The organism is Luteibacter sp. 9133 (genome assembly GCF_000800155.1).
Lineage (GTDB): Bacteria > Pseudomonadota > Gammaproteobacteria > Xanthomonadales > Rhodanobacteraceae > Luteibacter > Luteibacter mycovicinus.
The window spans coordinates 1803330-1830019 of sequence record NZ_JUHO01000001.1; the positions used below are offsets into that span (position 1 = coordinate 1803330).

A 26690-nucleotide genomic window follows, 5' to 3' on the forward strand; every position below is an offset into this window, starting at 1 on the left:
GTGTGCGGATGACGGCAAGAGCCCCAGTCTCCGCTGGTGACCTCAGGCCACGAACTGCAGCCTGGCCAGCTCGGCGTAAAGCCCGCCCTCACGCAGCAGCGACTCATGCGTTCCCTGCGCCACGATCCGCCCACCATCCATGACCACGATACGGTCCGCCCGCTGCACGGTCGCCAGCCGATGCGCGATCACCAGGGTGGTCCGGCCCTTCTCCAATCGCTCCAGGGCGTGCTGGATCGCCGCCTCCGATTGGGCATCGAGCGCGGAGGTCGCCTCGTCGAGCAGCAACAGCGGCGCATCGCGCAGGATCGCGCGTGCGATCGCGATGCGCTGTTTCTGGCCGCCGGACAGGCGGACACCACGCTCGCCCAGCGCCGCTTCATAGCCTTCCGGCAAGGCGCTGATGAAGCCATCGGCTTCCGCGAGACGCGCGGCTTCACGGACCTCGTCGTCCGTCGCATTCTCGCGGCCGAAGCGTATGTTGTCGGCGGCGCTGCCGCCGAAGATCACGGTTTCCTGCGGCACCAGCGCAATCGCGCCGCGCAGCTCGGGAAGAGCGAGGGCACGCAGGTCGACGCCGTCGACACGAACCGCTCCGGAGACCGGATCGTGGAAGCGCAGCAGCAGGCTGAAGACCGTGCTCTTGCCGGCTCCCGAAGGGCCGACGAGCGCGACCGTTTCACCGGGCGAGATCTCCAGGTCGAAGTCGGACAGGGCAGCCACATCGGGGCGCGACGGGTAGCGGAACTGCACCCGGTCGAAGCGCAGGGCGCCCGTGACCGGCCGCGGCAACGATTCGGGAGCGTCGGGCGTCGCGATGGTCGCCTTCTCGGCGAACAGCTCGCCGATGCGCTCCATGGCGCCGGCCGCGCGCAGCACGTCACCCCATACTTCCGAGAGGCCAGCCACCGAGCCCGCCGCGAAGATCGCGTAGAGGACGAACTGGCTGAGAATGCCGGGTTCCAGCGTACCCGCGATGACGTCACGGGCGCCGGCCCAGAGCACCAGCGTGATGGCGCCGAAGATCAATACGATCACGGCGGCGGTCAGCAGTGAACGCATACCGATACGACGACGCGCGGTAGCCAGTGCGAGCGAGATGGCATGCGCGTATCGACGGCTTTCCGTCGGCTCCCGCGCATAGGCTTTCACGGCCTGAGCCGCGTTCAGCGTCTCGTTGGCGACGGCGGCGGCGTCGGCTATGCGGTCCTGGCTGGTGCGCGACAGCTTCTGCACCCGGCGGCCGAAGATCAGGATCGGGAGCATCACGGCCGGAATCACGAGCGTGGTGAGCCCCGCCAGTCGCGGGCTGGTCCAGGCCATCGCCGCCGCGGCACCGATGAGCATCACGGCGCTGCGCAGCGCGACGGAAATGCCCGAGCCGATCAGGGTCTGGACGACCTCGGTGTCGGTGCCGAGGCGGGAAGTGAGCTCGCCCACGCGTGTGCTTTCGAAGAAGCCCACATCCAGCTGGATGACATGCTTGTACAGAGAGGTCCGCAGTTCGGCCAGCGAGCGCTCGCCCAGCAGGGCGATGCAGTAGTAACGCGCGGCGGTGGCGATCGCCAGCACGATGGCCACGCCGAACAGCGCCAGGAAGGTGCCGTTGATGGTGGACAGGTTGGCCGCGAGGAACCCGCGGTCGATGATGTGCCGCACGGCCACGGGAAGGGTCAGCGATGCACCTGAGGAAATGGCGAGGAAGATCAGCCACCCGATGGCCAGGCCCCTGTGCGGCTTGATGAAGGGCCACAGATTGCGCAAGGCACCGATTTTGCGTGACTTCTCCCTGCGTTCGACGGTCATGCGCGGTGGCTTCCTTTAGTCATTCGCCAACGGATGGGGCCTGGCGGTGCAGTATTCAACGCTCGTCGACTGCGTCGGCGCGTCGCGGCTGGATCTTGCCACGGGATACGTCGACGATGCGGGACGCGATCGCGTCGAGACGGTCGCGTGGCGCGCTCACCACCAGATCGGCGCCGTCGGCCACGAACCGCTCGCTCTCGATCAGGCCGTCCATGTCGCGGATACGTGCGGAGACCAGGGCGAGTTCGGAGAAGTCGCAGTGCAGGAGCAGCTGCCCCCGCAGCACGATGGGCGTGCGGGGTGCCAGGCGCAGGCATTCGGCGGCGCTGCCGCCATAAGCGCGGGCGAGGCCACCCGCACCCAGTTTGATGCCGCCGTACCAACGGGTGACCAGGACGGCGACGCGATCGCAACCCTGGCCATCGATGGCCGCGAGGATCGGCCGGCCGGCGGTGCCACCGGGCTCGCCATCGTCATTGAAGCGGTAGGCGTCGCCGATGCGGTAGGCCCAGCAGTTGTGCGTGGCGGCGGGGTCGCCCGCCTCGTCGAACCACGCGAGGGCTTCCGCGGGCGAGGAGACCGGCGACGCCTGGGCCAGGAAACGGCTCTTCCTGATGTCCTCTTCGTGCTGCCAGGGGGCTGCGAGGGTGTCCAGCGGTGTGCTCAAGGATTCAGATCGCGGAGGTCTTGGGGCAGGTCGTAGTGAGGATAACGGCGTCGGAAGTCGCGCAGCTGGCGGATTGCCTCGTCGCGCTGTCCCTGGTTGAGCAGCCGGCGAATGTCGCCGATGCGGTCGTCGGGCGGGAGATCGGTCTTCGGCTCCGGAGTGATCAGGCCCTCCGACGGGACAGCGCCGCGATGGCTATCGCTGTCGCCGGATGCGCTGGCGGGCGCTGGTTCCGCGAGAGCCGACGGCGCGGGCGGTGCAGGAGGTGCAGGAGGTGCAGGCGGCGGCGCGGGCACCGGAGCCATGTCAGCCTCGGCCGGTGCCGGTGCCGGTGCCGGTGCCGGTGCCGCCACGGGAGCGGACGATACGACAGGCGCCTCGGTGGCGACGCGGGCACTGCGAACGGCGTGGTGAGGCGTCGGCGCGACCGTGCTCGCCTTCATCGACAGCCTGGCCGCTTCGGCGGTTGTCCCGTCGACGCCCGTGTCCGTCCGGACGGCGGAAGTCTTCGCTTCTTCGGCCGTGTGCGCCGCGGCCGGCGCGGCAGGAGCGGCCTCGGGACGCACGGTCAGGGGCGTCGTGTCGCGCACCTGCCAGGCCACCCCTACGGCCAGCAACAGCACCGCGGCGGAGCCAAACGCCACGGGCCACCGCGGCCGGCGCCGCACCGGCGTCGCACGTGTCGCCTGGGCGAAGACGGCCGCATCGAGCGACGTGTCGGGTTCGACTTTCGGCAGGCGCGCGTAGAGTGCCCTGAGCGCCTGCTCGTCGGGCAGATCGTCGTCGCTGGGTGGAGGCGTGTTCGGATTCATGTCATTCGGCTACGAGTTCGCGGATGCGGGCCATGGCGTAGCGAAGTCGCGACTTGGCGGTTTCGCGTCCCACACCGGTGATGGTGGCGATCTCCTCCAGGGAAAGTTCGTTCTCCATGCGCAGCACGAACGCCGTGCGCTGCTCGTCGGGCAGGCTTTCGACCGCGCGCTGCATACGCCGGCGCAGTTCGAAATCGGACAGGGCATGCTCGGGTTGCTCGCGTTCGGGCGCGGCCTGCGCGGCGAACACCGCCTCGGTTTCCCGTTCGCCCGCCTGCGGTCGCTGGCGGCGGAAACTGTCGATCGCCAGGTTGTGCGCGATCTGCAAAAGCCAGGTGCTGAATTTCGCGTCGGGGCGGTAGCGGTCGCGCGCCACGATGACGCGGCTCCAGGTTTCCTGAAAAAGCTCGTCCGCCAGCGCGCGGTCTTTGACCGTCTTCAGCAGGAAGCGGTACAGCGGGCCCTTGTGCCGGCTGTACAGCTCCCTGAACGCGGCCGCGTCCCCACCTGTCCAGGCGAGCATCAGTCCGCCATCGTCGGTCAGGGGAGCGTCCATGGCCGGGAAGGTTACGGCATTGCCACCGGCTCCGTCTGCATCCCACCGGCCAGTTCGGCAAGCCGCGCCATTTCCGCGCGATACCCGCCCTTGTCCGCGCCCAGCGACGCACGCGCCAGCGCCGTCACCTTCGAATAATCGAAGCCTTCCGCATACTTCCCGCCACGCAGGTTCTCGGCAAACGCGGCCACCGCGGCGGCGAACCGAATCCGCTCGCTCGGCGCCGCCGACACCACCGGAAAAAGCGGCTGCTCGATCAACCGACTCGCACCGCCTTCGGGCGACTTGTAGCGCATCCGCAGCAAGGCGAGTTCGTTCCCCGCCGAGGCCGTCGGCTTGTCGCCGTAACGCAGCGGATCCATCCGCGCACCCTTCGCACCCTTCAAGGTGATCTCGTAAAGGGCCGTGACATTCGCACCGGCACCGATCTCGCCGGCATCGACCGCGTCGTTGTTGAAATCCTCGCGAGCCAGTACACGCTTCTCGTAACCGATGAGGCGGTACTCGGCGACGACACCGGGGTTGAACTCGACCTGGATCTTCACGTCCTTCGCGATGGTAAGCAGCGTCGCCGACATCTCGTCGACCAGCACGCGGCGGCCCTCCTCGAGGCTGTCGATGTAATGATGGCTGCCGTTGCCGGCATCGGCCAGTTCCACCGCCATGTCGTCATTGTAGTTGCCTTCGCCGAAGCCCAGCGTCGTCAACGCGACACCGCTTTTGCGCTTCTCGGCGATACGATCCTTCAGCTCATTCACGCCCACCGTACCGACGTTGAAATCACCGTCGGTGGCGAGGATCACACGGTTGACGCCGCCCTTGATGAAACCCTTCGCCGCCTGCGCGTAGGCAAGATCGATACCCGCGGCACCGTTCGTCGACCCACCCGCGCCGAGCGCATCGATGGCAGCGTTGATGGTCGCGTGCTGGTCGCCCGGTGTGGACCGCAACGCGACGCACGTCGCGCCGGCGTAGGTCACGAGCGAGATGCGGTCCTGGGCGCGCAGCTTCGGCACCACCTGCTTCAGCGAGGCCTTCAACAGCGGCAGCTTGTCTTCCTCGCTCATCGAACCCGACACGTCGACCAGGAACACGAGGTTGGCCGCCGGAATCTCGCTGGCCGGCACGGCGTAGCCCTGAATACCGACAAGCAGCAACTGACGATCGGTGTTCCAGGGAGACGGTGCGAATTCGGTGGTGACGCTGAAGGGACGCGCACGCGTGGTGGGTGGCGTGTAGCCGTAGTCGAAGTAGTTGATGAATTCCTCGGTACGCACGGCGTCGGCAGGCGGCAGGCGCCCTTCCTTCAGCATGTGCCGCACGTTCGTGTACGAGCCGGTATCGACATCGATGCTGAAGGTGGACACGGGATCGGCGGCGGCGAGATGCACGGGGTTGGCGTCGCGGTGTGCGTAATGGTCGCGGTCGATCGCCCCCGCGGCCATCACACCTTGCGAGGGCGACGCCCTGGCGGCCTCCAGCGAGGCGATCGGTGCCGCCGATAGTTGCGCCCCGGCCTCCGGTGAAGGTGCCGGCGGAGCAGGCGGTGCAGGCGGTGCAGGCGGTGCAGGCGGTGGCGCGGGCACCGCGACGGGTGCCGCGGCGTATGCCCCGTTCATGGGCCCACCATGTCGGAAGCGCGGCGGAAACGCCTGGGCGGAGCAGTCATTGCCCGTGTCGACCGGCTCGGGCAGGGATGCGCGTGAGCGTGGCGCCGCCGTTTGTCCGGACGACGCGGCGCTGCCGGCGGCGGCGACCAGGCCGGCCAACAGCAGGGGCAGAGTGATGCGTAGCGTATTCATCGTGCACGACCTCGTGGGGGACATGACGGTGAAACGCGGAAGCAAGGCAAACGGGGTTAAAGCAATGACGCGATCAGGCCCGCGAGCTTTCGTTACGTGGTTCGACCGGCCCGCCGGCACGATTGCGACCGGCGTGCTTGGCGCGGTACAGCGCACGGTCGGCGGCGTTGAGCAGGTCCAGCGGGCCGCTGTTGGCCGATGGCTGCGACGCCGCGACGCCGATCGTGATCGTCAACACGCCGAACGGGCTCATCGGGTGGATGATCGCCTGGGCCTCGACGTGCGCGCGCAGATCATCGGCGAGGGCCAGCGCTTCCTCGAGCCGTGTGCCCGGGGCGACCACGGCGAACTCCTCACCGCCGAAGCGTGCGATGAAGTCGCTGGGGCGCAGGCCACGTGCGGTCAGTGTCTCGGCGAGCGCGCGCAGGCAATCGTCGCCGGCGAGATGACCGTAGCGGTCGTTGTATTCCTTGAAGTAGTCCACGTCGATCATCAGGAGACCGATGGGCTCGCGCTGTCCCGGCCGATGCCATTCGCGCAGGAGGCGCTCGTCGAGCGCCCGGCGGTTGGCCAGTCCGGTAAGAGCGTCGACGAAGACCAGTCCCTGCAGTTCCTCGCGACTGCGCGACAGGCGGTATTCCTCTTCCACCAGATCCACCTGGGCAAGCGTGCCGCGCAGACCGATACCGATCACGGCGGCGATCGCGCCGGCGATACCCAGCGAGGGATAGCCGGGAATGACCATCAGGCCGAAGCCCAGAACACTCATGGCCAGAAACGTCGGGCTGGCGCTCTGCACGAAGCGCACGAGATAGACGGGCGGATGCCAGTGGCGCTGCGGAAGGCGCACGGCGATGGCGACGAACAACGCGAGAAAGGGGACGTCCAGCAAGGCGTCCCACGGCGACGTACCGAAATCCGGATGTCCGCCGAGTGCGACGTAGTGGTTGTAGAAGTAGCCGGCGAACGCGTAGCTGACGAAGAAGAACATGACCGATCGGAAGAAGGCGTGGTCGTCGCTACGGTCGGTGGCCAGGAAACGCAGCGAAGCCGCGACGGCCAGGCACGCGTTCTCGAAGTCGAGCATGTACGCGACATCGATGGCCTGTTGCGGACCCATGGCCCCTTCGAGCGAAACGATCGAGAACGTACGTACGTAGAACAGCACGCCCAGCAGCGCGGCCAGTATCAGGTCGATCCCCATGGCCCAGTGTTTCCGTGCGGCCACCGGCGCGGACGACACGGCGACCAGTACCGGCAGGACGTACAGGATGTAGAAGAACATGCTGTCGCCAGGGGCGGGATTCGAGTTGTCGAGTGCGTAGTTCTGCCGGGCGGACAGCGACATGCCGATGACCCAGAGCGCGAGGCTGGCCAGGAGCAGCCACCAGCGCCGGTCGCGCGGCGGCCCCGAGCGACGCCAGGCATGCACGACGCTGCCCATCGCCAGCGCGGCCACGGAGAAAAAGAAAACGTACGACACCGCCATCCCGCGCGCGGGGAAGAGCGCGAGACCGGCAACGTGAGCCGCGACGATGAGGGCCGCGGCGGTGAGCGCTTTCATTGGCGTCCTTCCCCCGACTGCAACGCAGTAGTCATATCGGCGGGAAGAGCGGCAGGTTGAGGGCCATGACGCCATTGTTACGGCACGCTCGCCAAAAAGTGTGAAGTTCGCAGCCAGCGGGAGCGCCTCCGCGTCACGCGGCGCGGATTGCCCCCTTGGCAATGACCGGACCCGTGGGCTGGCCGGTAGGCGAGCCGCCGACCGGTTCCAGCGAAACCGCCAGCGCGGCTGTCGGGCCGAGCCGCTCGAGGAGGGCCTTCTCCAGGTGGAACCGCTTGGGATCGGTGGGCGGGAAGACGCCGACCGAAATCGGTTTGCCGCCCTCCGGAATCAGCCAGAGTTCGGTGTTCCGATCGGAGGCGACCGCGTCGGGGCTTGCCGGTACCACGAGCAGTTCGGAACGGCCGATGTCCATGGTTGCGGTCCAGCCGGCGACACCGCTTTCGCCGGCGATGGTGGAGACCATGAGCGTCGTCGGGCCGCTGGGCGCCGTCACGACCGGTGGAGCGACCGGCGTAGTCGGCCGGGTGACGGTCAGCACGAGCAGGCAGGCGGCCACGGCGGTGGCGCCCAGACCCAGCCAGCGCCACAGCGCGACGTTGTCCCAGACACTGGTACGGGGGTGTTCCGCGGGAGCGTCGAAACGGAGGCGACGACGGATCGCGGCCCATACGTGCGGGGGCGGCACCTTGTCGGCGATCTCCAGGGCGAGCGGCGTCAGATGCCGCTGCCACAGCGCCACCGCGGCGGCGGCCTCGGGGCTGGTCTCGACCTCCCGTGCCACGGCGGCGCGCGCATCCGCATCGAGCAGGCCGAGAACGTACTCGGCATACCGTAAGTTGTCCTTGTCCGCTTCGAAAGTACTGTTCATGGATTGAGGCATGCCCTGAGCTGCAGGAGACCGCGACGGATCCAGCTTTTCATGGTGCCCAGGGGCACCTTTGCACGTTCCGCCAGCTCGTTATACGTAGCGCCGCCGAAAAAGGCTTCACGGATCGAGCGACGCTGTTGTTGCTCGAGCTCGGACAGGCAGGCACGCAGGCGGCGGTACTCCTCATCGTTCTCCGCGTCGTGGGCGGGACCGGGTGTGTCGTCGATCATGGCGTCGAAGTCGACGTCGTGCTGCTGGCGCATGTCCGGGCGCTGTCGAAGGCGATCGATGGCCTTGTTGCGCGCCACGGTCATCAGCCAGGTGACGGCGCTGGCCAATGCCGGGTCGAAGCTGCCGGCGCGCTTCCAGACGGTGACGAAGGCTTCCTGAAGGACCTCCTCGGCCTCGTCGCGATCGTTCATCACGCGCACGCACACGCCGAACAGGCGTGGTGACATGCGACGGTAAAGCTCGGCGAAGGCGCGTTCGTCCCCGGCCGCGGTGCGTTGCAGAAGTCGGTTCAGCTCGTCGCGCTCGGCGGGGCTGGTGGCGGGCATACGTCGGGTTCCTTGGTCGGACGGGGCCGGTCAGCGTTGCATCACGTTCTATAGCATGAACCGTGTGCCCGGAGCATCGCGGCCAGGATCGTGCATCCGCCTGACGCCTCGTCCCGTATAGAGTGGAGAACCCACGGGAGCAGCCACGAACATGTCCTTCGATGCCATCCAGAACGCCCCCCTGCCGCCTCGCAAGGCGGCATGGCGTCGCTGGTTCGATACGTCCGTTGCCGATGCGTCCGATGAGGCCCGTGCCGACCGGATCGACTGGCTGCGCGCGTCGCCGTTCGTGGTCATGCATCTCGCCTGCCTTGGCGCGATCTGGACCGGGGTGTCGCCCATAGCGATCGGTGTCGCCGTCGCGCTGTATGCGCTGCGGATGTTCGCGCTTACCGCGTTCTATCACCGGTACTTCTCGCATCGCACGTTCCGTACGTCGCGTGCGGTGCAGTTCGTCTTCGCGGTGATCGGCGCGAGTTGCGTGCAGCGCGGTCCGCTGTGGTGGGCGGCGCACCACCGCCATCACCATAAGCATACCGATACCCCGCTGGACCCTCATTCGCCGCGCGTCCATGGGTTTCTCTGGAGTCATGCGGGATGGTTCCTGACGCCGCGCGGCTTCCGGACGCAGATCGACCGCGTTCCCGACCTCGCCGTCTACCCCGAGCTGCGCTGGCTGGACCGTTTCGACACGGCCGTGCCGGTGCTGCTGGCCGTCGCCCTGTTCGGGCTGGGCAAGCTCCTGCACTATCTGTCTCCCGGCCTGGGTACGGACGGCTGGCAAATGCTGGTCTGGGGATTCTTCATCTCCACCACCGTGCTGTTTCACGCCACGGTCACGATCAACTCACTGGCTCATCGTTATGGGCGCCGGCGTTTCGAGACCCGTGACGACAGCCGCAACAACCTCTGGCTGGCCCTGATCACCTTCGGCGAGGGCTGGCACAACAACCACCACTTTTTCCCGGGCACCGTTCGTCAGGGCTTTCGCTGGTGGGAGGTCGACATGACGTACTACGGCCTGGTCGCCATGTCGTGGCTGGGTCTGGTCCGTGACCTGAAGCCGATTCCCGCGTGGGTCGCGGCAAAGGCGAGGGGCTGACATGCGCGTGGCCGTTGTGGGATCGGGTATCGCCGGACTGGCTTCCGCCTGGCTGCTGTCGCGACGTCATGAGGTCACGCTGTTCGAGGCCAACGATTATCCCGGCGGCCACACCCATACACACCGGGTGAGCCAGGCGGGTCGCGAATACGCGGTGGATACCGGCTTCATCGTGCACAACCGGGCGCACTATCCGCTGTTGTCGGCGTTCTTCGACGAACTCGGCGTGGCGACCCGGCCGACGACGATGAGCTTTTCGGTCCGCAACGATGCCACGGGCCTCGAGTACAACGCGACCACGCTGGACACGTTGTTCTGCCAGCGGCGCAATCTGGTGTCGCTGCGCTTCCTCGGGATGCTCAGGGACCTGGCGCGGTTCTATCGCGAAGCGCCGCGCCTGCTCGATGTGCCTGGCGAAGGCCCCGCGCTGGGGGCGTACCTCGAAGCCCATGGTTACGGCGAAGCCTTTCGTGATGAGCACCTGGTGCCCATGGCCTGCGCGCTGTGGTCGTCGCCGTCGTCGTCGATCCTCGGCTTCCCGGCGAAGTACCTCGTCAAGTTCATGGCCAATCACCACATGCTCCGGCTGACCGACCGGCCGGAGTGGCGCGTGGTCGAAGGCGGTTCGCGCACGTACGTCGACGCGTTGCGCTCACGCTGGGACGTACGGGAGCGCCTGAATACGCCGGTGGTCGGTGTTCGTCGCCACGACGATACTGTCGAAGTCGTGACGCACGCGGGCACGGAAGCTTTCGACGAACTCGTGCTGGCCTGCCATAGCGACCAGGCGCTGGCGCTGCTCGGCGACGCCGATGCGGTCGAGCGATCCGTGCTTGGCGCCATGACGTATCAGGCCAACGATACCGTGCTGCACACGGATGCCTCACTGCTGCCGAGGTCGCGCAAGGCGTGGGCCGCCTGGAACGCTTTCGTCCCCGCGGAACCGGGTGCCGCATGCACCGTCAGCTATTGCATGAACCTGCTGCAAGGCATCGATTCGCCCGATCCGTTCGTCGTGACGCTCAACCGGACCGGCGCGATCGACCCGGCGCGCATCCTGCGGCGCATGAGTTACCACCATCCGGTCTACACACACGCTTCGGTCGCCGCTCAGTCCCGCAAGGACGAGATCCAGGGCCAGCGTCGCACCTGGTTCGCCGGGGCTTACTGGGGCTGGGGCTTCCACGAGGACGGCATGCGCAGCGCGGTCGAACTCTCGCACGACTTCGAGCGCGTGGCGGCGCTACGTCGCGAGGCTATGGCATGACCGGTCGCTTCGCCAGCGCGATCTACGAAGGCGTGGTGACACACCATCGCCACGCGCCTCACGACCATGCATTCACCTACCGCATGGCGCAGGTGTACCTCGATCTCGACGAGGTCGATCGCGTCTTCGCGCGGCGCTGGTTGTGGTCGAACGGTCGGCGCAACCTCGCGGAGTTCCGTCGTTCCGACTATTTCGGCGATCCCGCCACGCCCCTGGCCGATGCCGTACGCGATCGCGCGGCCGAGGTACTGGGTCGCCGCCCGGCGGGGCCGGTGCGTCTGCTGACCCATCTGCGGTACGCGGGTATCGCATTCAATCCCGTGAGCTTTTATTACTGCTACGCCGCGGACGGGGTGACACTCGAGTGTGTGCTGGCGGAGATCACCAACACCCCCTGGCGCGAGCGGCACAGCTACGTGCTGGCGGCGGATGCCTCCGGGGGGCACGCGATCGATGCCGGGTTCGACAAGGTCTTCCACGTGTCTCCCTTCATGCCGATGGAGCGCGCCTACCGGTGGCGGTTCACCGTACCTGGCGACACGCTGGCCGTTCATATGGACGTGCTGCGCGACGGTGAGCGCGAATTCGACGCGCATCTCGCGCTGCGGCGCCTGCCGCTCACGGGCGCATCGCTGGCGCGTGTCCTCTGGCGGTACCCGCTGATGACCGCGAAGGTCATCGGCGCCATCCATTTCGAAGCCATGCGCCTGTGGCTGAAACGCAATCCCGTTTACGACCACCCGATGAAACAGGGCTGAGACCATGAATCGCATCGCTCGCACGGAAGAATTCGTCCCCGATTCGCGTAGCCACCGCTTCCTGCGGCGGATGTTGCTGGCGCGCATGGAGGGACTCCGGCATGGCCGCCTGACGATCCGCGATGCGCTGGGAGGCACCACGTTCGGTGAGTTCGTCGAGGGTGCGCCCGATGTCAGGATCGACGTGAACGATCTGGCGTTCTACAAGGCCGTGGCCGCCAACGGCAGCGTCGGTGCGGGCGAGGCGTTCATGGAGGGTCTCTGGACCTGCGACGACCTGGTCGGCCTGATCCGGCTGCTGGTCCGTAACCGCGACCGCCTCGACGGCATGGAGACCGGCCTGGCGCGCGTGGGCGGTATCGCCATGAAGGCATGGCATGCGTTGCGCGAAAACACCCGCGTGGGCAGTCGTCGAAACATCGCCGCGCACTACGATCTCGGCAACGATTTCTTCCGGTTGTTCCTCTCGTCAGACCTGATGTATTCCTCGGCGCTCTGGGAGAGTGAGGACGATACGCTGGAGGTCGCTTCCACGCGCAAACTCAATCGCATCTGCCAGTGGCTCGACCTCAGGCCCGGCGACAGCGTTCTCGAGATCGGTACGGGCTGGGGCGGCTTCGCCGTGCACGCGGCGCGCTATTTCGGTTGCCACGTGACCACCACCACGATCTCGCGTGAGCAGTTCGCGCTGGCGAGCGAGCGCGTCGCCGAAGCCGGGCTCGAAGATCGTGTGACGCTGCTGCTGGAGGACTACCGGGATCTTCGTGGCACCTACGACAAGGTCGTGTCCATTGAGATGATCGAGGCGATCGGCGCAAAGTACCAGGAGACCTATTTCGCCAAGATCCGTAGCGTGTTGCGGCCAGGTGGTCGCGCGCTGATCCAGGCGATCACCATCGAAGACGATCGCTACGCACAGGCGCTTCGCTCGGTGGATTTCATCAAACGCCATATTTTCCCCGGCAGTTTCATACCGTCAGTGCAGGGCATGCTGGCGGCCAAGACCCGGGCGACCGATCTGGCGCTGGTTCGCTTTGAAGACTTCGGCCAGTCCTATGCGCGGACCTTGCATGCGTGGCGCGCGCGCTTCATGGCCAGTCTGGTCGAAGTGCGCGGCCAGGGGTTCGATCAGCGGTTCATCCGTATGTGGGAGTTTTATCTCGCGTACTGCGAAGGCGGTTTCATCGAGCGGTCGATCGGTGTGGCGCACCTTCTCTTCGAAAAGCCGCGCCTGTCATGAGTACGTCACACACCTTCCTCGCCATATGGCTGGCCGCGGCATGGATGATGGCCGCTGGCTGGGCCTGGCAGTGGCGCAAGAACAATGCCGGTATCGTCGACGTTCTCTGGTCGATCGGCGTGGGTGGCGCGGCTGTATGGGCGGCGCTGGCAGGATCGGGCGCGGGAGCGACGCGCGCGGTGCTGGCGATCCTGGGTGGATTGTGGGGCGGGCGTCTTGCGCTGCACCTGTGGCGGCGTGTGCGTGGTGAGGCCGAAGACGGGCGATACCGTGCGCTTCGTGCTCACTGGCACGGACACCAGGGCAAATTCTTCGCGTTTTTTCAGTTTCAGGCCTTCCTCGTCGCGCTCTTCGCGGTGCCGTTCGTCGCCGTGGCGGCCAACCCGGCGACCCATGTCGGCTGGATCGGCGTAGCGATCGCGGTCTGGCTCGTCGGCGTGGTGGGTGAGTCGCTGGCCGACCGGCAGCTCGCACATTTCCGTGCGCAGCCGGCGAACCGCGGCAAAACCTGTCGCGACGGATTCTGGCGTTACTCACGCCACCCGAACTATTTCTTCGAATGGCTGCACTGGTTCGCCTATGTCGCACTCGCGGTGGGCTCGCCGGTGGGCTGGCTGGCATGGAGCGGTCCGCTGGTGATGTTCCTGTTTCTGCGCTTCGTCAGCGGGGTGCCGTACACGGAGACCCAGGCGCTGCGTTCGCGTGGCGATGAATACCGGCGATACCAGCTCGATACCCCGATGTTTTTCCCCTGGTTTCCCTCACGGCATAGCGAGGACACATGAACACAACGGCCGATTCCACCCGTTACACCCGTGAGGATCAGGCGGCGTCCGGACTGCTCGGGCTCGCCGAGCGCGGTACGCTGCCCGACGCGCTGATTCGCGCGGGCATCCGGCGACTCTGCGCGAAACGCCTGGCGGAGGAAGGCGAGGGCGGCCTGACCACGGTGGCCGCCCGCTATCAGTCGCGCATCGATGCACTCAGGCAGAGTGCGGTTGCCGTCCATACGGACGCCGCCAACGGCCAGCATTACGAGCTCCCGGCACGCTTCTTCGAGCTGTGCCTTGGGCCGCGCCTGAAGTATTCCGGCTGTCTGTATCCCACCGGTGCGGAGACGCTCGCGCAGGCCGAGGATGCGATGCTCGACGTCTACGGCCGACGTGCGGAGCTGGCGGACGGGCAGACCATTCTCGAGCTCGGCTGTGGCTGGGGTTCGCTGACGCTGTGGATGGCGCGCCGCTTCCCCAATGCGCGGATCACCGCCGTATCCAATTCGCAGGGGCAGCGTCGGCACATCGAGGCGCGATGCGTCGAGCTGGGGCTGGACAACGTCCGGGTGATCACGGCGGACGTCAACGCGCTGGAGCTCCCTGCGGGCGGGTTCGACCGCTGCGTGTCGGTCGAAATGTTCGAACACATGCGCAACTACGAGACCCTGCTGTCGCGCATCGGCACCTGGCTCCGGCCCGGTGGCAAGCTCTTCGTGCATATCTTCGCCCATCGCCAGTTCATGTACCCCTTCGAGACGGACGGGGAGGACGACTGGATGGGGCGGCACTTCTTCACCGGCGGCCTCATGCCGGCTTCCGACACCCTGCTCTGGTTCCAGCAGGACCTGAAGATCGAGGATCGCTGGCACGTGGAAGGAAGCCATTACGAGCGCACCGCCAATCACTGGCTGGCCAATCAGGACGCCGCCCGCGACGAGGTCATGGCGGTGCTGCGTGAAGCCTACGGGGACGCCGCGGGGCTCTGGTTCCAGCGCTGGCGCATATTCTGGATGTCCTGCGCCGAGCTTTTCGGGTACGCGAATGGACAGGAGTGGCTCGTCGCGCACTACCGGTTCGCGCGGTCGTAAGCTCCAATCCAGTCATCTGTGCCTGCGGGTAATTTCACCTTTTCCGGTTTGTCGCCTTGGATTCGTCGCCGTCCGGTCGCAGGATGACTGGTCTGCGGCGATTCCGCCGCGAAGGAGAGTGAAATGTCCTCACGTCACGTCAGGATCCCCGGCCCCGATCATCCCATCACCGTGACCCCGGCCGGCGGTCGCGTCGTCGTCCGCGACGGCGACCGCGTCATCGTCGACACCCGCGACGCGCTGCTCCTTCAGGAGGCCAGCTACGCGCCGGTCTTTTATCTGCCACGCAAGGATGCCGATATGCAGGCTCTGAGCCGTACGGCCCATCACTCCTGGTGCCCGTACAAGGGCGAGGCGTCGTATTACAGCCTGCCCGGCGACAGCGAGCGGGCGGTCAACGCCATATGGACCTACGAGCAACCCCATGACGCGGTCGCGTCGATCGACGGCCACCTCGCGTTCTACGCGGACCGCGTCACCATCGAGCACACGCCCGACTGAACCGCCCGCAAGGAAGACGACCCATGCAAGCTTTTCTCGAAGACGTCACCCCGGCGTGCGCGCGATGTACGCCGGGGGAGAGTCTCGGCGCGACTTACGAACGCGTGCGCGCTCACACGGAGTCCCTGGTATCCGCGCTCGGTCCGGAAGACATGGTGGTTCAGTCCATGCCGGACGCCAGCCCGGCCAAGTGGCATCTCGCGCACACCACGTGGTTCTTCGAAACCTTCGTCCTCGGCCCCAACGTTCCGGGCTACGACGTGTTCGACGCGGACTTCGGCTATCTGTTCAATTCCTATTACGAAGCGGTCGGTCCGCGGCATCCCCGACCGATGCGCGGCCTGCTGACACGGCCGACGAGCGAGCACGTGATGGCGTACCGGCATCATGTCGACATGCATATGCGGTCGTTCCTGCGCACAGCCCCGGGTGCCGACGTCGAGGCGCTGGTCCGGCTCGGCTTCGCCCATGAGGAGCAGCACCAGGAACTCCTGGTGATGGACGCGCAGCACCTGTTCGCCCAGTCGCCCCTGCGACCGGCTTTCGATCCGGCGTGGCCTGCGCCCGCGGCCGGACCCGGCGGACGCTTTCATCGGGTCACCGGAGGCCCGGTGCGCATCGGTGCCGCGGATGAACCGTTCGCCTTCGACAACGAAGGGCCACGTCATACCGTATGGCTGGAGCCGTTCGAGATCTCCGACCGCCTCGTCACCAATGGCCAGTGGCTCGCCTTCATCGCCCTGGGTGGCTACCGTCGCCCGGATCTGTGGTTGTCGGATGGCTGGGCGCAGCGGCAGGAAGACGACTGGACGGCACCGTTGTACTGGCGGCGCGAGGGCGACGTGTGGTCGCACATGACGCCGGGTGGCTGGCGGCCGGTGGATCCCGATGCACCCGTAACGCACGTCAGTTACTACGAAGCGGACGCCTTCGCGCGCTGGGCGGGTGCGCGATTGCCGACAGAGGCCGAGTGGGAACATGCCGTTCGCACGCACGGCAGGCTCGAGCAGATCGACGACGTCGCCTGGCAGTGGACGGCCAGCGCCTATCTTCCGTATCCCGGCTTCCGGGCGGCTGACGATGCCGTGGGCGAATACAACGGCAAGTTCATGGTCGGGCAGATGGTCTTGCGCGGTGGTGCGAGCGTTACCCCGCACGGACATTCGCGTCCGTCATACCGCAACTTTTACCGGCCCGGTCAGCGCTGGATGTTCAGCGGCGTTCGTCTCGCCCGCGATGTCCACGGCTCGCCCGACAGCGAACGCTTGACCTTCCTTCGCGATACGCTCGCCGGGCTTTCGGCGGAGCGCAAGCACTTCTCGCCGAAGTATTTCTACGACGGTGCGGGGTCGGCGCTGTTCGAGGCGATCTGCCGCACGCCCGAGTATTACCCGACACGCACCGAAACCGCGCTGCTGCACGCCATCGCCGACGATCTCGCAAGCACGATTCCGCAAGGCGCGGTCCTGCTGGAACTGGGGAGCGGGGCCAGCGAGAAAACGCGGGTGCTGCTCGATGCCGCGCCGTGGATTTCGGCGTATGTTCCCGTGGATATCAGCGCGGACGCCCTGCAGGGGGCGGTGCAGAGCCTCGCAGCGAACTATCCCGCGCTGCCGGTCCATCCGGTCGCCGGCGATTTCACATCGGGAATCGACGTGCCGGTGGCCGTGGCCGGTCGCCCACTCGTGGCGTTCTTTCCGGGTTCGACCATCGGTAACGTCACCCCGACTGAAGCGATCGCACTGCTGCGTTCCATACGCGAACGGCTGGGTGCCGACGCGCACCTGATCGTCGGCGCCGATCAGGTGAAAGACGCCGATGTGCTGCTGGCCGCTTATGACGATGCCGAAGGCGTCACGGCGGCGTTCAACCGCAACGTTCTGGTGCGGATCAATCGCGAACTTGGTGGCGATATCGATCCTCTGTCGTTCGAGCACAGTGCCGTCTGGAATGTGGCGCTGGAGCGGATCGAGATGCATCTGGTAAGCCGCGAGGCGCAACAGGTGCAGGTGGCGGGGCAGACCTTCGCCTTCGCCGCGGGCGAGTCGATCCACACCGAGAACTCGCACAAGTTCACACCGGCGTCGTTCGCACGGCTGGCCGAGGCGGGCGGGTGGACCGTCGAGCGGCAGTGGATATCGCCCGATCCCGCCTTCGGCGTGTTCGTCCTGAGGGCCCGCTAGCGCACGTCCTGCACGGTCATGTAGCCCTCGTCGGAGACGCTCACCACGGCCCGGCGATGGGCCTGAATGCGCAGGGCGTCGTCGGTGCTGGCGCCGATCTCCCTCGCGGTTTCTTCCACGGTGAACGGCTTGTTGCCACGGCGTTTCTGCCTGCCGGCGAAGCGCGCGTGGTTATAGCCCGACCACGACGTGAAAACGAGCGCGCAGAGCAGAGCGACGAGGAAGATCACGTCGATGTCGCCGCCATCGCCGATGCGGTTCTCGACATAGAACTGCACCCACGCGGAGCGGGCCCCGAAGACCCAGGCGGCGAAGGTGATCAGCGGCATCCACAGAAACGCCCAGGCCACCCAGGCGAAGACGGTGACCGTGCCGAAGACGGCCTTCTGCACGCGCGACTGGCGTTCCGGTCGCTGGATAACGATCGCTTCGGCTTTCATCGCAGTCCCCGGTCCGGGCTGACCCATACCGCACGCTTGCCTTTGGGCTTCATCAGCGCCTTGGGCATCGCGACGATCGAGGTCGCCGTGTTGAGCAGCCAGTACACCAGCGGGTACCAGATCATCCAGTAATAGTTGCGGCCGATGCGGGTTTCGTAGCGGCGGTCGACCAGCAGACTGATCAGGAACTGCAGCAGGCAGATGATCCCGAGCACGACGCCGTGCCAGTGCGGCAGCAGAGTGTCGACGTAGTACTCGCGGGGCAGCTCGACGAACTTGCCGAGCGCCCACAGCGTGACGATGACGGCCATGGTGTACGACCAGACCAGGCTCATCACATACTCGAGCGCCACCGGCCACATGCGACGTTGCCGCCAGCGCATCAGCTTGCCGGTGTAGCGAAGCAGGACTTCGGAGCCACCCTGTGCCCAGCGCAGGCGCTGCTTCCACAGGCCGCGCACCGTTTCGGGCATGAGAATCCAGCACAGCGCATTGGGTTCGTAGCGGATTTCCCAGTGACGCATCTGGAGGCGCCAGCTGATGTCGATGTCTTCGGTCACCATGTCGGTATTCCAGTAACCGACGTCGTGCAGCGCGCTCTTGCGAAACGCGGCGATCACGCCGGACACCGTGAAGATACGGCCGTACACCCGTTGCGCCCGCTTGATCAGTCCGATGATCGAGGAGAACTCGCCCACCTGCAGCTTGCCCAGCAGCGTGGAACGATTGCGGATGCGCGGATTGCCGGTGACCGCGGCGACCCGAGGACTGTCCAGCATGTGCGAGACCAGCCAGTGCGTGGCGTAGTCATCGAGCAGCGCGTCGCCGTCCACGCAGACGAAGAAGTCGGCGTTGGAAGCGAGTGCGGCGGCGCGCAGACCCATCGCCTTGCCCTGGTTGCTGGCCATGTGGATGACGCGCAGCTTCGGGTACTGGTCCAGCAGCTGGTCGAGCTGCGCCCCGGTGTCGTCGGTCGAACCGTCGTTGACCGCGATGATCTCGAAGTTGGGGTACTGCTGCGACGCCAGGTGCGCGATCGTTTCGCGCACCTGCTCGCCCTCGTTGTGGCATGGCACGATGAGGGTGACCATCGGGTAGTCGGCCAGGTCCGGCGGCCTGACCCGGATCGGCTCGTTGCGTTCCCAGCGCAGGAAATAGATGACGCCGCCGCTCATCCAGATGAGCGACATCACCAGCGGATAAAAGAACGCGAATTCGAGCAGGGCATGCAGAACGCCGCCGTTCATCGTGCCGGCGCCGGATAAGGATAGTCGGAGGCGGAGATGAACGGACGGATCGTCTCCAGGTCGGGATGGTTGTGCAGGAAATCGTCGGGGTAATAACCGATGTGACGCGCGCCCTGCGCCTGGACCGCGCGCATGCGCGCGGCAAGGTCGAGATCGGGGATCGGCTTCTTCGTGCGCCAGTTCATCGTGGCGAATTCGAACAGTGTCCGCTCCATGGCTCCCGGCACGGCGGCGACTTGTGCGGTCAGCTTGCGATACCAGCCCAGGCGGTCCGATTGCTGATCCAGCTGCGGCATCGCCATGATCGCGGTCATGTCATAGGCGGCGACGAATGCGGGCAGGCTCTGCGCCATCCAGGCCTCCGCCTGCGGCTGCAGCACCGGGCGCGCGTAGAGATTGCGCGCTGTCAGTACCTGCGGACGCCAGCGGCGCATGCGCTCGGTCAGTTCCTTCGTGAAATCGATGAGCGCCTGCGTGTTCTGGGCAGGCGTGTTCTTCGCCCACGGGCCGAGGTTGTCGGTATCGCGGATGTACGCGTCGTCGGAGAACAGGATGCCCGCCTCGTCGGCATGCATCGCGAGGTCTTCGTACACATCGCCGATCATCCTGCGCACGCGTGGGTCATACGGCGCGAGGCGGAAATGATCGCCGCCGGGCTTGGGCTCGCCCGCGAGGGAAGGCAGATCCTTGCCGTCCGGGAACCGGAAAGCCAGCACGGGCATCCACGCGTAGACACGCACGCCGGCGCGGGTACGCAGCTGCCATGAAACTCGCGAGAACAGGTCCGCCCGCACCGGCAGGTGACGGTTGGGGAAATAGACGGCATCGGCCACGCCGTCACCGTCCGGGTCCGCGTAGGCCTGCAACCAGACCTGGCTGGGGTGCATCCGCTTGATCCGGTCGAGCAGCTTCGACAGGTTGCGGTTCTGCTGCGCCGGATCGGGGTCGTAGATGTAGTCGAGGTCGACCTGTACGGCGCGCGTGGCGTCGACACGGGCCTGATGGCGCATCAGCCAGCCGAGGCGGTTGGCGGTGACGTTGCCGCTGACCAGCAGTCGCGGGATCGTCTTGCCCGGGATCAGCGTGGGGACGCTGTCGCCCAGGCTCAGCGACACGCTCATCCCGAGGTCGGCGGCGACTTCGCGACCCACGCGGGTGTAGGCACCGTAAGGCCACACCGCCGCGCGCGGGCGCACGCCGGTGTGCGCGGCGATCTCATCCGCGCTGTGTGAGAGATCCTTACGGACGCGCGCGGCGTATTCGGCTTCGGTCTCGTAGTGCTTCGTGGCGTTGTCGTAAGCGATCGAGGCGGCCATGGGCATCTGGTTGCCCTGTGGGTTGCCGTTCTGCCCCTGATGCATCTCCCACGTATGCGAGCCGAACTCGACGAGGCCGGACTTCTGCATCTCGGCGACCTGATCCCACGTGAGGAAACACGAACGCGTGCAGTCACCGCCGTTGTACGGCATGTGCTTGCCGTCGGGCATGTCCATCCACGAGCCGACCAGCGCCTGCAGCGCGGGATAGTGATAGGCACGCAGGAGCGGATACACGCGGGTGTAGAAACTCTCGAGGCCATCGTCGAAGGTCAGGAGTACGGCGTCCTTCGGCAAGGGCTTGCCGCCGTTGCTGGCGTCCACGACCTGCGACAGGCTGACCATGTTGTAGCCGTTGGCGCGCAGCCAGTCGAAATGAGCGATGAGATGATCGGTGCTGGTCGCATCCGGATCGTGATCGGCCTGGAGGCCGACGTCATCGCGCACGTCGTGGTAGGCCAGCACGATGAGGGTGGGGTGCGGGGCGGCGACCGGCTGCGCGGCGGCGGACAGTGCCGCTCCGAGCAGGATCAGCAGAAACAACAGCGGACGCATGACTCTCATTCTCCCCAGTGCATCGTCAGGTCGAGGACGAAGCGGTGTTCGCGTTGACCATCGTAAGGTTGGTTGTGCCAGCCGATTCCCCAGCCCAGCCGGATACCGGCGCGTGGCTGGAACGTCTGACCGTAGCGGATGGTGGCCATCCAGTCGGTCGCGTAGCCCTGTTCGGCGTACTGTCCCACGGCGACGTCGATCCGCTGTGTGACCGAGCGCTCGTAGAACTGGCCCAGCAGGTTCTGCAGGCGGCCTGTGATCGCGTAGCTCTTGTCGCGGCGCGGGTTGAAGTAAGGGCGATCGGTCAGGGTGTTCATCGAGCCACCCAGTTCGATGCCGCCGTCCAGCGCCAGATTGGGAGCGGTGTGCAGTCGCTGGGTCAGCGAGGCGGTCCATGACGTGCGCTTGTTGTCGTCGCTGAAGTTGTCGCGCGACAGGCCCACGCGCGCCTGGGTCAGCTCGCTCGCCCTCCAGGTGACGGCGGTATCCAGCGTCTTCGCTGAAATGCCGTAGTACTGTCCACGGAGCGGCGCGTCTTCGCCCGCGGTGCTGTAATCGGTCGCCCAGGTCCAGTGATCGGTGATCGACCAGTCAAAGCCGGCCTCGAGGGCGGTCTTGCCGACATAACGGTCGGCGGCGGGAAGGGCTCGCACATATGCCTCGAGGCCACGGGCATAGCCGATCACGCCCACGCCGACGCGTGAGCGACGCACGTCGCCCTCGGGCAGGTCGGCGGTCGAATAGCGGGCCAGTGCCAGCACACGCCAGTGATCGTCGATCAGCGGGCTGGCGGCCGACGCCTGGGTCGTGGCGTCGCGGTCGCCGAAGTCGGGGCTGGAGCCCTTGCCCTGTTCGGTGCTCAGATCGAACTGCCAGCCGCGCTCGCGGTTCCACGACTGCACGGCGCGGGCGACGCGCCCATTGCGGTCGGCCAGGGTCTGCGCGACGCCCAGGTCTTCGTCCACGCTTTCATAATCGTTGAGCACGCGCGCGGCATCGGCTTCACCGATGTAAGCGCCGACATCGCGGCGGTCGAGCGTGCCGGCGATGTTGAAGTCTTCCTGCGCGCGGCGTGGCCAGCCGCGCGCCAGCTCGACCATGCCGAGCTCGCGACGGATCTGCGAGTTGGCGGGCGCCTCGCGCGACAGCGGAAGAAGGCGGTCGTACGCGTCGGCCGGCATGTCGACGTATTCGCGGAGCGTGGCCGCGTTGAGATCGGCATCGACCTTGCGCTGGTTCTGGATCGGCGCACGGATACCGGGCACACGCGTCCATGTCGGCTCTTTCGCGGCGAGCGCATCGATGGTCTGGATGGCCTTGTCCGTCTGCCCGGATTCCAGGTAGGCGTACATCAGGCCGATGCGTGGTTCGAAATCGGCGGCGCCATAGGGACCCGGGTCCTTGGCAATGCTGTCTTCGTAAAGGGTTGCGGCTTCCGCGGGCCGGCGCCTGACCAGCAGCGCATCGGCGACGGCGCGCTCGACGTAAGCGGGCAGGGCGACGTTACGCTGGCGAAGCGCGTCGTAACGCGTGACCACCTCGTCCGCGCGACCGGCCTGGTCCAGCGCCACCAGCAGATCCAGCTCCGCGCGCTGGCGCAGGCCCTCGTCCAGCTGAGGATCGTCCGCGAGGCGACGGGCATCGGCCACGGCGCGGTCGGCCTCGGCGTAGGGTGCGCGCGGATCGGCGGGCTCGCCGTTAGCCCAGCGTATCTCGTGGGCGATGTGATCGGCGTCCAGATGAACGCGATCGCCCACGCTCTGGGGCGGCTGCAAGCGAGCCGCCAGTTCCCTGGCGCGCGTCGTCGCGCCCATTTCCGTCAATAAAGCGACGTTGAGCGTCTGTGCCTCGCGATCGTCCGGCCAACGGGCCAGTACCTCCTGGCAGTGCGCCAGCGCGTCGACGCGGTGCCCCGCGCTACGCTCGTCGCGTGCCTTCGCCATCAGTGCGTCGCGTTCGGAAGGCGCCGCGGCCAGCGCCAGAGGCCCGTGCAGAGCCAGCGCCAGTGCGAGACACAAGCGTGCCCTGGGCACGCGCGCGGTGCGCGGCGGTGTCATCGAATTGATTCCCATCCTGCCAACATGACCTGTATCAGCCACTGCGAATGTCCATCCCCGGCAAGTGGCGGTAAGCGTTTGAGGCACCGAATCCCGTTCGCGCCGGCGCAGCCTGCCATGGTAAAGGCAAGCTGCATGCCAAGTGATGCATCAAGTACCGGATCAGCCGGGCTTCGGCGTCGCGCGTTCAGGTCCACGATGTTCGAGGACACGTCAGCGGACGCGACACCGTGATGACCGTCACCGGCGACGTGAAGTACGGCCCGACGACTGTTTTGGATGCGCACGGCTTCGCCGGTGGTTGCCGAATCGCGTGGGCAGTACGGGGCGACCGTGCAGGTGGATGGGCGCCTCGATCGCCTTGCGGAGGCGGGGACTATCGTTATTCCAGGCTGCTTACGTTTCGCGGGCGATTACGACTAGCAGCCCTGTGCGTGAGGGTCGATAATGACCATAAGTTCGCTCGCGCGAATAATCTCTCACGGATAAGAGAATCTTATGATTCAACCGCAATGGCTGGAGAGCTTCCGGCAGCTTGCCGACCTCGGTAACTTTACCCGTGTCGCCGAGCGACTGGGTGTCACCCAGGCCGCCATCAGCCAGCACATCCGTCAGCTCGAGGACCGGCTGGGCCCCCTGGTGATTCGCCGGCCCCGAAGCATCGAACTGATGCCAGCCGGCCTCGCGCTACTGGACTACTGCCGTGACGTGGACCGCGCCGACAAGGCGCTGAAGCTGCGCCTGTCGGATGTCGACGCGCTGGAGGGCGAGGTCAGTCTGATTACGCCTGGAAGCATTGGCTTGTCGCTGTATCCGCTATTGCTGGATCTGCAGCAGGCGAATCCGGGGCTTGTCATTCGCCATCGCTTTGCCCCGGACAGCGAAGTTCGCGCGGCGGTGATGGAAAGCCGCTATGAAATCGGTCTGATGAGGCTGCGGCCCGATGACGAATCGCTGGCCGCCGAGCCGTTTACGACTGAGGCGCTGGAACTGGTCGCTCCTGCCGACCGCGCTGTGAAGGGTTGGAAGGATCTCGTCCAGATTGGCTTCATTGACCATCCCGACGGTCAGGCGATGGCGACGCGGCTCCTGGCGCGTCAGTTTCCCGGTGCCGGTGGTCTTAAGGGTGTTCCCGTCGCAGGGTTCAGTAATCAGATCGGGCTGATTCTGGAGCCGGTAGCGCGCGGACTTGGCTTCACGGTGATTCCGGAGCATGCGCGTCGTGCGTTTGCGCGGCAGGAGGCTATCCAGGTGGTGAGTGGAGCCGATCCTGTCGTTGATACGCTTTGGCTGGTGCGTCGAGCGGAGTGGGCGTTGTCGATGAGGGCGATGCGGGTGGTGACGTATTTGCGCGAACGCCTGGGTGCGTCGAGTCGCTGACGGCCGGACGAATCGTCAGACGCCCAGTTTTCCGAGTGTGCTGTCGAGCGGGGCGTGGTACGAGCCGCCGAACAAGCGCACATGCATCAACAGCGGATACAGCTGGTAGAGGTGCCGCCTCGTCGTCATGAATCCGCGTTCGAGCGGCCGGATCTCGTTATACCCCTCGAAGAAGGCCGGTCCGACACTGCCGAACAGCGTCGCCAGCGCAAGGTCGACCTCACCATCACCGCGATAGATGGCCGGATCGATAAAGCAGGCGCCGCCGTGCGCGGTCGCCAGCATATTGCCTCCCCACAGATCGCCATGTACGAGCGACGGCTGCACCGCCGGATCGATCCACTCGCCAAGACGCTGGGCCACCTTGTCGATGCGGTGACGAAACGACGAAGGCAATTCGCCGGCTTCATCCGCGAGTCCCGCCATATAAAGCAGGCGCCGGTCGCGAAAGAACGCGATCCAGTCGCGATCGAACGTATTCGGTTGCGGGATGCTGCCCATCACCGTGTCGTGCCTATATCCGAACTCATCGCCCACGGGCTGCGCATGCATGGTCGCGATAGCGCGACCGGCGGCGCGCTGCACCTCGTCGTCGAAGCCACGGCCGCCATCGCCGACCCACGCCAGTACGAGTGCATCGTCATCGACCGCCAGCGTCTCGGGCACGGGGAGCCCGGCGGCACGCAAGTCATCGAGCATGCTCGCCTCGAGCGTCAGCGCGACTTGTCCCGGTCGACGGAACTTGGCCATGACGTGGCTGCCATCCTGCCGCTCGACACGAACGCTGCGCGCGATGTCGCCGCCGGAGAGCGTATGCAGGCGGGCAGGGCGCTCGCCCAGGAGCTGCCCGAGATGGTCGAGTTCCGAAACGGTCACCGTGCGGCGGGCTCTCGGAGCTTACGAATCACGCCATCGACGCCGCGCTCGATCATGTCGAACGCGTGCACGAAATCCTTCGCCGAGCCGTACCACGGATCGGGCACGTCGAGGCCTTTCGGACCGTCCGCATAGTCCATCAGCAGCCCGACCTTGTCCGCCGCGTCGGGTGCGACACGGCGGAGGGCGTCGATGTGTGACCCGGTCATGCCCAGCACGAGGTCGTAGTCCTCGAAGTCCCTGGCGGTGACGCGGCGCGCGCGATGTGTCGGCATGGCGACGCCACGTCGACGCAACTCGGTCAGCGCGCGCGAGTCGGGCGGATTGCCGATCTCTTCACCGCTGACGGCCGCGCTGTCGACGCGGACGTCCCAGCCCAGTTCGGCCGCCTTGTGCAGAAGCAGGGCATGGGCGGTGGGCGACCGGCAGATATTGCCGGTGCAGATGAAAAGGACGGAAGGCATGGTTTTGAGGTCGGGAGTCATCCCATGACCTTAGAACAAAACCGGTCAGACCTGTGTCATGCCGCCGTCGATGCACAGTTCCGCACCCGCGATGAAGCTGCTTTCGGACGAGGCCAGGAACAACGCCGCCGCGGCGACCTCCTCGGGTCTGCCCATGCGGCCGAGCGGTATGCGGGCGGTCAGCGTCTCGCGCACCTCATCGGATGCGGCAGCCATCATTTCGGTGTCGACCGGGCCAGGGCTGAGCGTGTTGACGCGGATGCCGCGACTGACCAGCTCGGCGGTCCAGGTGCGGGCATACGAGCGCAGCGCCGCCTTGCTTGCGGCGTAGGTGCCGTAGCCATACACGCCGATCGCATCCGCGATGGACCCGATCAGCACGATGGTGCCGCCCGGGGGCATGTGCGGTACCGCTTTCTGCACGGTGAATGCCGCGGCACGGACGTTGAGGTCGAAGATGCCGTCGAAGTGCGCTTCGGTGATGTCGTCGACCAGGCTGTATTCGCTGATGCCCGAGTTGACCACGAGGGTGTCGACGCGACCCTTGCGTGCGACGACCGTGGCGAAGACGCGGTCTAGCTGGTCGGCGTCGGTAACGTCGGCCTGCACGGCTGCGGCGTTGGCCCCGAGGCTGGCGATGGCGTCATCGAGTGTCGCCTGGCGGCGGCCGACGATGAAGACATAGGCACCTTCGTTGACGAAGCGCTGGGCGATGGCGAGCCCGATCCCGCTGCCACCACCGGTAACGACGGCGATTTTTCCACTGAGTTGCGACATGACGATGCTCCGAAGGACTTGAAGCATCATG

At 66.4% G+C, this 26690-nt stretch carries 24 protein-coding genes; 9 read left to right on the forward strand and 15 right to left on the reverse strand.

The features are described 5' to 3' along the window. Positions 1–42: 42 nt before the first annotated feature. The 8 genes from FA87_RS07845 to FA87_RS07880 all read right to left on the reverse strand — a co-directional run bounded on the left by FA87_RS07845 (position 43) and on the right by FA87_RS07880 (position 8635). A complete protein-coding gene (locus FA87_RS07845) occupies positions 43–1806 on the reverse strand; it encodes an ABC transporter transmembrane domain-containing protein (protein ID WP_043693588.1) in 1764 nt (587 codons plus the stop codon). A 55-nt stretch (positions 1807–1861) separates the two neighbouring features. After that, the gene (locus FA87_RS07850) at positions 1862–2473 is read right to left on the reverse strand and encodes a YigZ family protein (RefSeq protein ID WP_043693591.1); all 612 of its coding nucleotides are present in this window, start codon (positions 2471–2473) and stop codon (positions 1862–1864) included. Next, a complete protein-coding gene (locus FA87_RS20700) occupies positions 2470–3285 on the reverse strand; it encodes a hypothetical protein (RefSeq protein WP_043693594.1) in 816 nt (271 codons plus the stop codon). The genes FA87_RS07850 and FA87_RS20700 overlap by 4 nt, the downstream gene beginning before the upstream one ends. Before the next feature lies 1 nt (position 3286). Next, positions 3287–3841, reverse strand: coding sequence for an RNA polymerase sigma factor (locus FA87_RS07860; protein WP_043693596.1), 555 nt, complete (start codon positions 3839–3841; stop codon positions 3287–3289). Between the two features lie 11 nt (positions 3842–3852). Further along, positions 3853–5643 carry a VWA domain-containing protein gene (locus tag FA87_RS07865; protein ID WP_043693599.1) on the reverse strand — a complete coding sequence of 597 codons (1791 nt, stop codon included), beginning with the start codon at positions 5641–5643 and terminating at the stop codon, positions 3853–3855. Between the two features lie 73 nt (positions 5644–5716). Continuing rightward, a complete protein-coding gene (locus tag FA87_RS07870; protein WP_036113718.1) occupies positions 5717–7207 on the reverse strand; it encodes a GGDEF domain-containing protein in 1491 nt (496 codons plus the stop codon). 133 nt (positions 7208–7340) lie between these two features. Next, the gene (locus tag FA87_RS07875; RefSeq protein WP_036113717.1) at positions 7341–8078 is read right to left on the reverse strand and encodes an anti-sigma factor; all 738 of its coding nucleotides are present in this window, start codon (positions 8076–8078) and stop codon (positions 7341–7343) included. After that, positions 8075–8635, reverse strand: coding sequence for a sigma-70 family RNA polymerase sigma factor (locus tag FA87_RS07880; RefSeq protein WP_036113714.1), 561 nt, complete (start codon positions 8633–8635; stop codon positions 8075–8077). The genes FA87_RS07875 and FA87_RS07880 overlap by 4 nt, the downstream gene beginning before the upstream one ends. 151 nt (positions 8636–8786) lie before the next feature. Here FA87_RS07880 and FA87_RS07885 point away from each other — a divergent pair, with 151 nt between their 5' ends. The 8 genes from FA87_RS07885 to egtB all read left to right on the forward strand — a co-directional run bounded on the left by FA87_RS07885 (position 8787) and on the right by egtB (position 17547). Next, positions 8787–9737 (forward strand): acyl-CoA desaturase, encoded by a 951-nt coding sequence (locus tag FA87_RS07885; protein ID WP_043693601.1) that lies wholly within the window; start codon positions 8787–8789, stop codon positions 9735–9737. Position 9738: 1 nt separating this feature from the next. Beyond that, positions 9739–11004 (forward strand): FAD-dependent oxidoreductase, encoded by a 1266-nt coding sequence (locus tag FA87_RS07890; RefSeq protein WP_043693604.1) that lies wholly within the window; start codon positions 9739–9741, stop codon positions 11002–11004. Beyond that, positions 11001–11762 carry a DUF1365 domain-containing protein gene (locus FA87_RS07895; protein WP_036113706.1) on the forward strand — a complete coding sequence of 254 codons (762 nt, stop codon included), beginning with the start codon at positions 11001–11003 and terminating at the stop codon, positions 11760–11762. The genes FA87_RS07890 and FA87_RS07895 overlap by 4 nt, the downstream gene beginning before the upstream one ends. Before the next feature lie 4 nt (positions 11763–11766). After that, positions 11767–13002: a cyclopropane-fatty-acyl-phospholipid synthase family protein gene (locus tag FA87_RS07900; RefSeq protein ID WP_052191208.1), complete on the forward strand. Its 1236-nt coding sequence runs from the start codon at positions 11767–11769 to the stop codon at positions 13000–13002. Then, positions 12999–13787 carry a DUF1295 domain-containing protein gene (locus FA87_RS07905; protein ID WP_043693607.1) on the forward strand — a complete coding sequence of 263 codons (789 nt, stop codon included), beginning with the start codon at positions 12999–13001 and terminating at the stop codon, positions 13785–13787. The genes FA87_RS07900 and FA87_RS07905 overlap by 4 nt, the downstream gene beginning before the upstream one ends. Beyond that, positions 13784–14863 (forward strand): cyclopropane-fatty-acyl-phospholipid synthase family protein, encoded by a 1080-nt coding sequence (locus FA87_RS07910; protein WP_043693610.1) that lies wholly within the window; start codon positions 13784–13786, stop codon positions 14861–14863. The genes FA87_RS07905 and FA87_RS07910 overlap by 4 nt, the downstream gene beginning before the upstream one ends. Positions 14864–14986: 123 nt before the next feature. After that, on the forward strand, positions 14987–15364 hold the full coding sequence (locus FA87_RS07915; RefSeq protein WP_043693611.1) for a DUF427 domain-containing protein: 378 nt from the start codon (positions 14987–14989) through the stop codon (positions 15362–15364). A gap of 23 nt (positions 15365–15387) precedes the next feature. After that, entirely contained in the window at positions 15388–17547 is a 2160-nt protein-coding gene (gene egtB, locus FA87_RS07920; protein WP_043693615.1) for an ergothioneine biosynthesis protein EgtB, read from the forward strand. Here the strand turns inward: egtB and pgaD are convergent. The 4 genes from pgaD to pgaA are packed head-to-tail and all read right to left on the reverse strand — an operon-like array spanning position 17544 to position 23162. After that, on the reverse strand, positions 17544–17987 hold the full coding sequence (gene pgaD / locus FA87_RS07925; RefSeq protein WP_043693617.1) for a poly-beta-1,6-N-acetyl-D-glucosamine biosynthesis protein PgaD: 444 nt from the start codon (positions 17985–17987) through the stop codon (positions 17544–17546). The two genes, egtB and pgaD, sit on opposite strands and share 4 nt — an antisense overlap. Beyond that, complete coding sequence (pgaC, locus tag FA87_RS07930; RefSeq protein WP_043693620.1) at positions 17984–19234, reverse strand: poly-beta-1,6-N-acetyl-D-glucosamine synthase; 1251 nt, start codon at positions 19232–19234, stop codon at positions 17984–17986. The genes pgaD and pgaC overlap by 4 nt, the downstream gene beginning before the upstream one ends. After that, the gene (gene pgaB / locus FA87_RS07935; protein ID WP_052191209.1) at positions 19231–21105 is read right to left on the reverse strand and encodes a poly-beta-1,6-N-acetyl-D-glucosamine N-deacetylase PgaB; all 1875 of its coding nucleotides are present in this window, start codon (positions 21103–21105) and stop codon (positions 19231–19233) included. Before pgaB ends, pgaC begins: the two co-directional genes overlap by 4 nt. A 5-nt stretch (positions 21106–21110) precedes the next feature. Next, the gene (gene pgaA / locus FA87_RS07940) at positions 21111–23162 is read right to left on the reverse strand and encodes a poly-beta-1,6 N-acetyl-D-glucosamine export porin PgaA (protein ID WP_043693628.1); all 2052 of its coding nucleotides are present in this window, start codon (positions 23160–23162) and stop codon (positions 21111–21113) included. A 498-nt stretch (positions 23163–23660) separates the two neighbouring features. Here pgaA and FA87_RS07945 point away from each other — a divergent pair, with 498 nt between their 5' ends. Next, the gene (locus FA87_RS07945; protein WP_036113692.1) at positions 23661–24542 is read left to right on the forward strand and encodes a LysR family transcriptional regulator; all 882 of its coding nucleotides are present in this window, start codon (positions 23661–23663) and stop codon (positions 24540–24542) included. Between the two features lie 15 nt (positions 24543–24557). On the opposite strand, the gene FA87_RS07950 is transcribed toward FA87_RS07945, so the two are convergent. From FA87_RS07950 to FA87_RS07960, 3 genes are read right to left on the reverse strand one after another with little or no spacing between them, the layout of a single operon-like run. Beyond that, positions 24558–25418: a fructosamine kinase family protein gene (locus FA87_RS07950; RefSeq protein ID WP_043693632.1), complete on the reverse strand. Its 861-nt coding sequence runs from the start codon at positions 25416–25418 to the stop codon at positions 24558–24560. Further along, the gene (locus tag FA87_RS07955) at positions 25415–25882 is read right to left on the reverse strand and encodes a low molecular weight protein-tyrosine-phosphatase (protein WP_043697650.1); all 468 of its coding nucleotides are present in this window, start codon (positions 25880–25882) and stop codon (positions 25415–25417) included. Before FA87_RS07955 ends, FA87_RS07950 begins: the two co-directional genes overlap by 4 nt. A gap of 45 nt (positions 25883–25927) precedes the next feature. Then, positions 25928–26659 carry a glucose 1-dehydrogenase gene (locus tag FA87_RS07960; protein WP_043693634.1) on the reverse strand — a complete coding sequence of 244 codons (732 nt, stop codon included), beginning with the start codon at positions 26657–26659 and terminating at the stop codon, positions 25928–25930. Positions 26660–26690: the final 31 nt, after the last annotated feature.

What these genes read in the sequence shown, in the direction of transcription:
- FA87_RS07905 (WP_043693607.1), top strand. Translation starts at nt 12,999, where the DNA reads ATGAGTACGTCACACACCTTCCTCGCCATATGGCTGGCCGCGGCATGG.
- FA87_RS07910 (WP_043693610.1), top strand. Translation starts at nt 13,784, where the DNA reads ATGAACACAACGGCCGATTCCACCCGTTACACCCGTGAGGATCAGGCG.
- FA87_RS07870 (WP_036113718.1), bottom strand. Translation starts at nt 7,207, where the DNA reads ATGAAAGCGCTCACCGCCGCGGCCCTCATCGTCGCGGCTCACGTTGCC.
- FA87_RS07860 (WP_043693596.1), bottom strand. Translation starts at nt 3,841, where the DNA reads ATGGACGCTCCCCTGACCGACGATGGCGGACTGATGCTCGCCTGGACA.
- pgaD (WP_043693617.1), bottom strand. Translation starts at nt 17,987, where the DNA reads ATGAAAGCCGAAGCGATCGTTATCCAGCGACCGGAACGCCAGTCGCGC.
- FA87_RS07865 (WP_043693599.1), bottom strand. Translation starts at nt 5,643, where the DNA reads ATGAATACGCTACGCATCACTCTGCCCCTGCTGTTGGCCGGCCTGGTC.
- egtB (WP_043693615.1), top strand. Translation starts at nt 15,388, where the DNA reads ATGCAAGCTTTTCTCGAAGACGTCACCCCGGCGTGCGCGCGATGTACG.
- pgaB (WP_052191209.1), bottom strand. Translation starts at nt 21,105, where the DNA reads ATGCGTCCGCTGTTGTTTCTGCTGATCCTGCTCGGAGCGGCACTGTCC.
- FA87_RS07945 (WP_036113692.1), top strand. Translation starts at nt 23,661, where the DNA reads ATGATTCAACCGCAATGGCTGGAGAGCTTCCGGCAGCTTGCCGACCTC.
- FA87_RS07900 (WP_052191208.1), top strand. Translation starts at nt 11,767, where the DNA reads ATGAATCGCATCGCTCGCACGGAAGAATTCGTCCCCGATTCGCGTAGC.
- FA87_RS07955 (WP_043697650.1), bottom strand. Translation starts at nt 25,882, where the DNA reads ATGCCTTCCGTCCTTTTCATCTGCACCGGCAATATCTGCCGGTCGCCC.
- pgaC (WP_043693620.1), bottom strand. Translation starts at nt 19,234, where the DNA reads ATGAACGGCGGCGTTCTGCATGCCCTGCTCGAATTCGCGTTCTTTTAT.
- FA87_RS07880 (WP_036113714.1), bottom strand. Translation starts at nt 8,635, where the DNA reads ATGCCCGCCACCAGCCCCGCCGAGCGCGACGAGCTGAACCGACTTCTG.
- FA87_RS07915 (WP_043693611.1), top strand. Translation starts at nt 14,987, where the DNA reads ATGTCCTCACGTCACGTCAGGATCCCCGGCCCCGATCATCCCATCACC.
- FA87_RS20700 (WP_043693594.1), bottom strand. Translation starts at nt 3,285, where the DNA reads ATGAATCCGAACACGCCTCCACCCAGCGACGACGATCTGCCCGACGAG.
- FA87_RS07885 (WP_043693601.1), top strand. Translation starts at nt 8,787, where the DNA reads ATGTCCTTCGATGCCATCCAGAACGCCCCCCTGCCGCCTCGCAAGGCG.
- FA87_RS07895 (WP_036113706.1), top strand. Translation starts at nt 11,001, where the DNA reads ATGACCGGTCGCTTCGCCAGCGCGATCTACGAAGGCGTGGTGACACAC.
- FA87_RS07960 (WP_043693634.1), bottom strand. Translation starts at nt 26,659, where the DNA reads ATGTCGCAACTCAGTGGAAAAATCGCCGTCGTTACCGGTGGTGGCAGC.
- FA87_RS07875 (WP_036113717.1), bottom strand. Translation starts at nt 8,078, where the DNA reads ATGAACAGTACTTTCGAAGCGGACAAGGACAACTTACGGTATGCCGAG.
- FA87_RS07845 (WP_043693588.1), bottom strand. Translation starts at nt 1,806, where the DNA reads ATGACCGTCGAACGCAGGGAGAAGTCACGCAAAATCGGTGCCTTGCGC.
- pgaA (WP_043693628.1), bottom strand. Translation starts at nt 23,162, where the DNA reads ATGACACCGCCGCGCACCGCGCGCGTGCCCAGGGCACGCTTGTGTCTC.
- FA87_RS07890 (WP_043693604.1), top strand. Translation starts at nt 9,739, where the DNA reads ATGCGCGTGGCCGTTGTGGGATCGGGTATCGCCGGACTGGCTTCCGCC.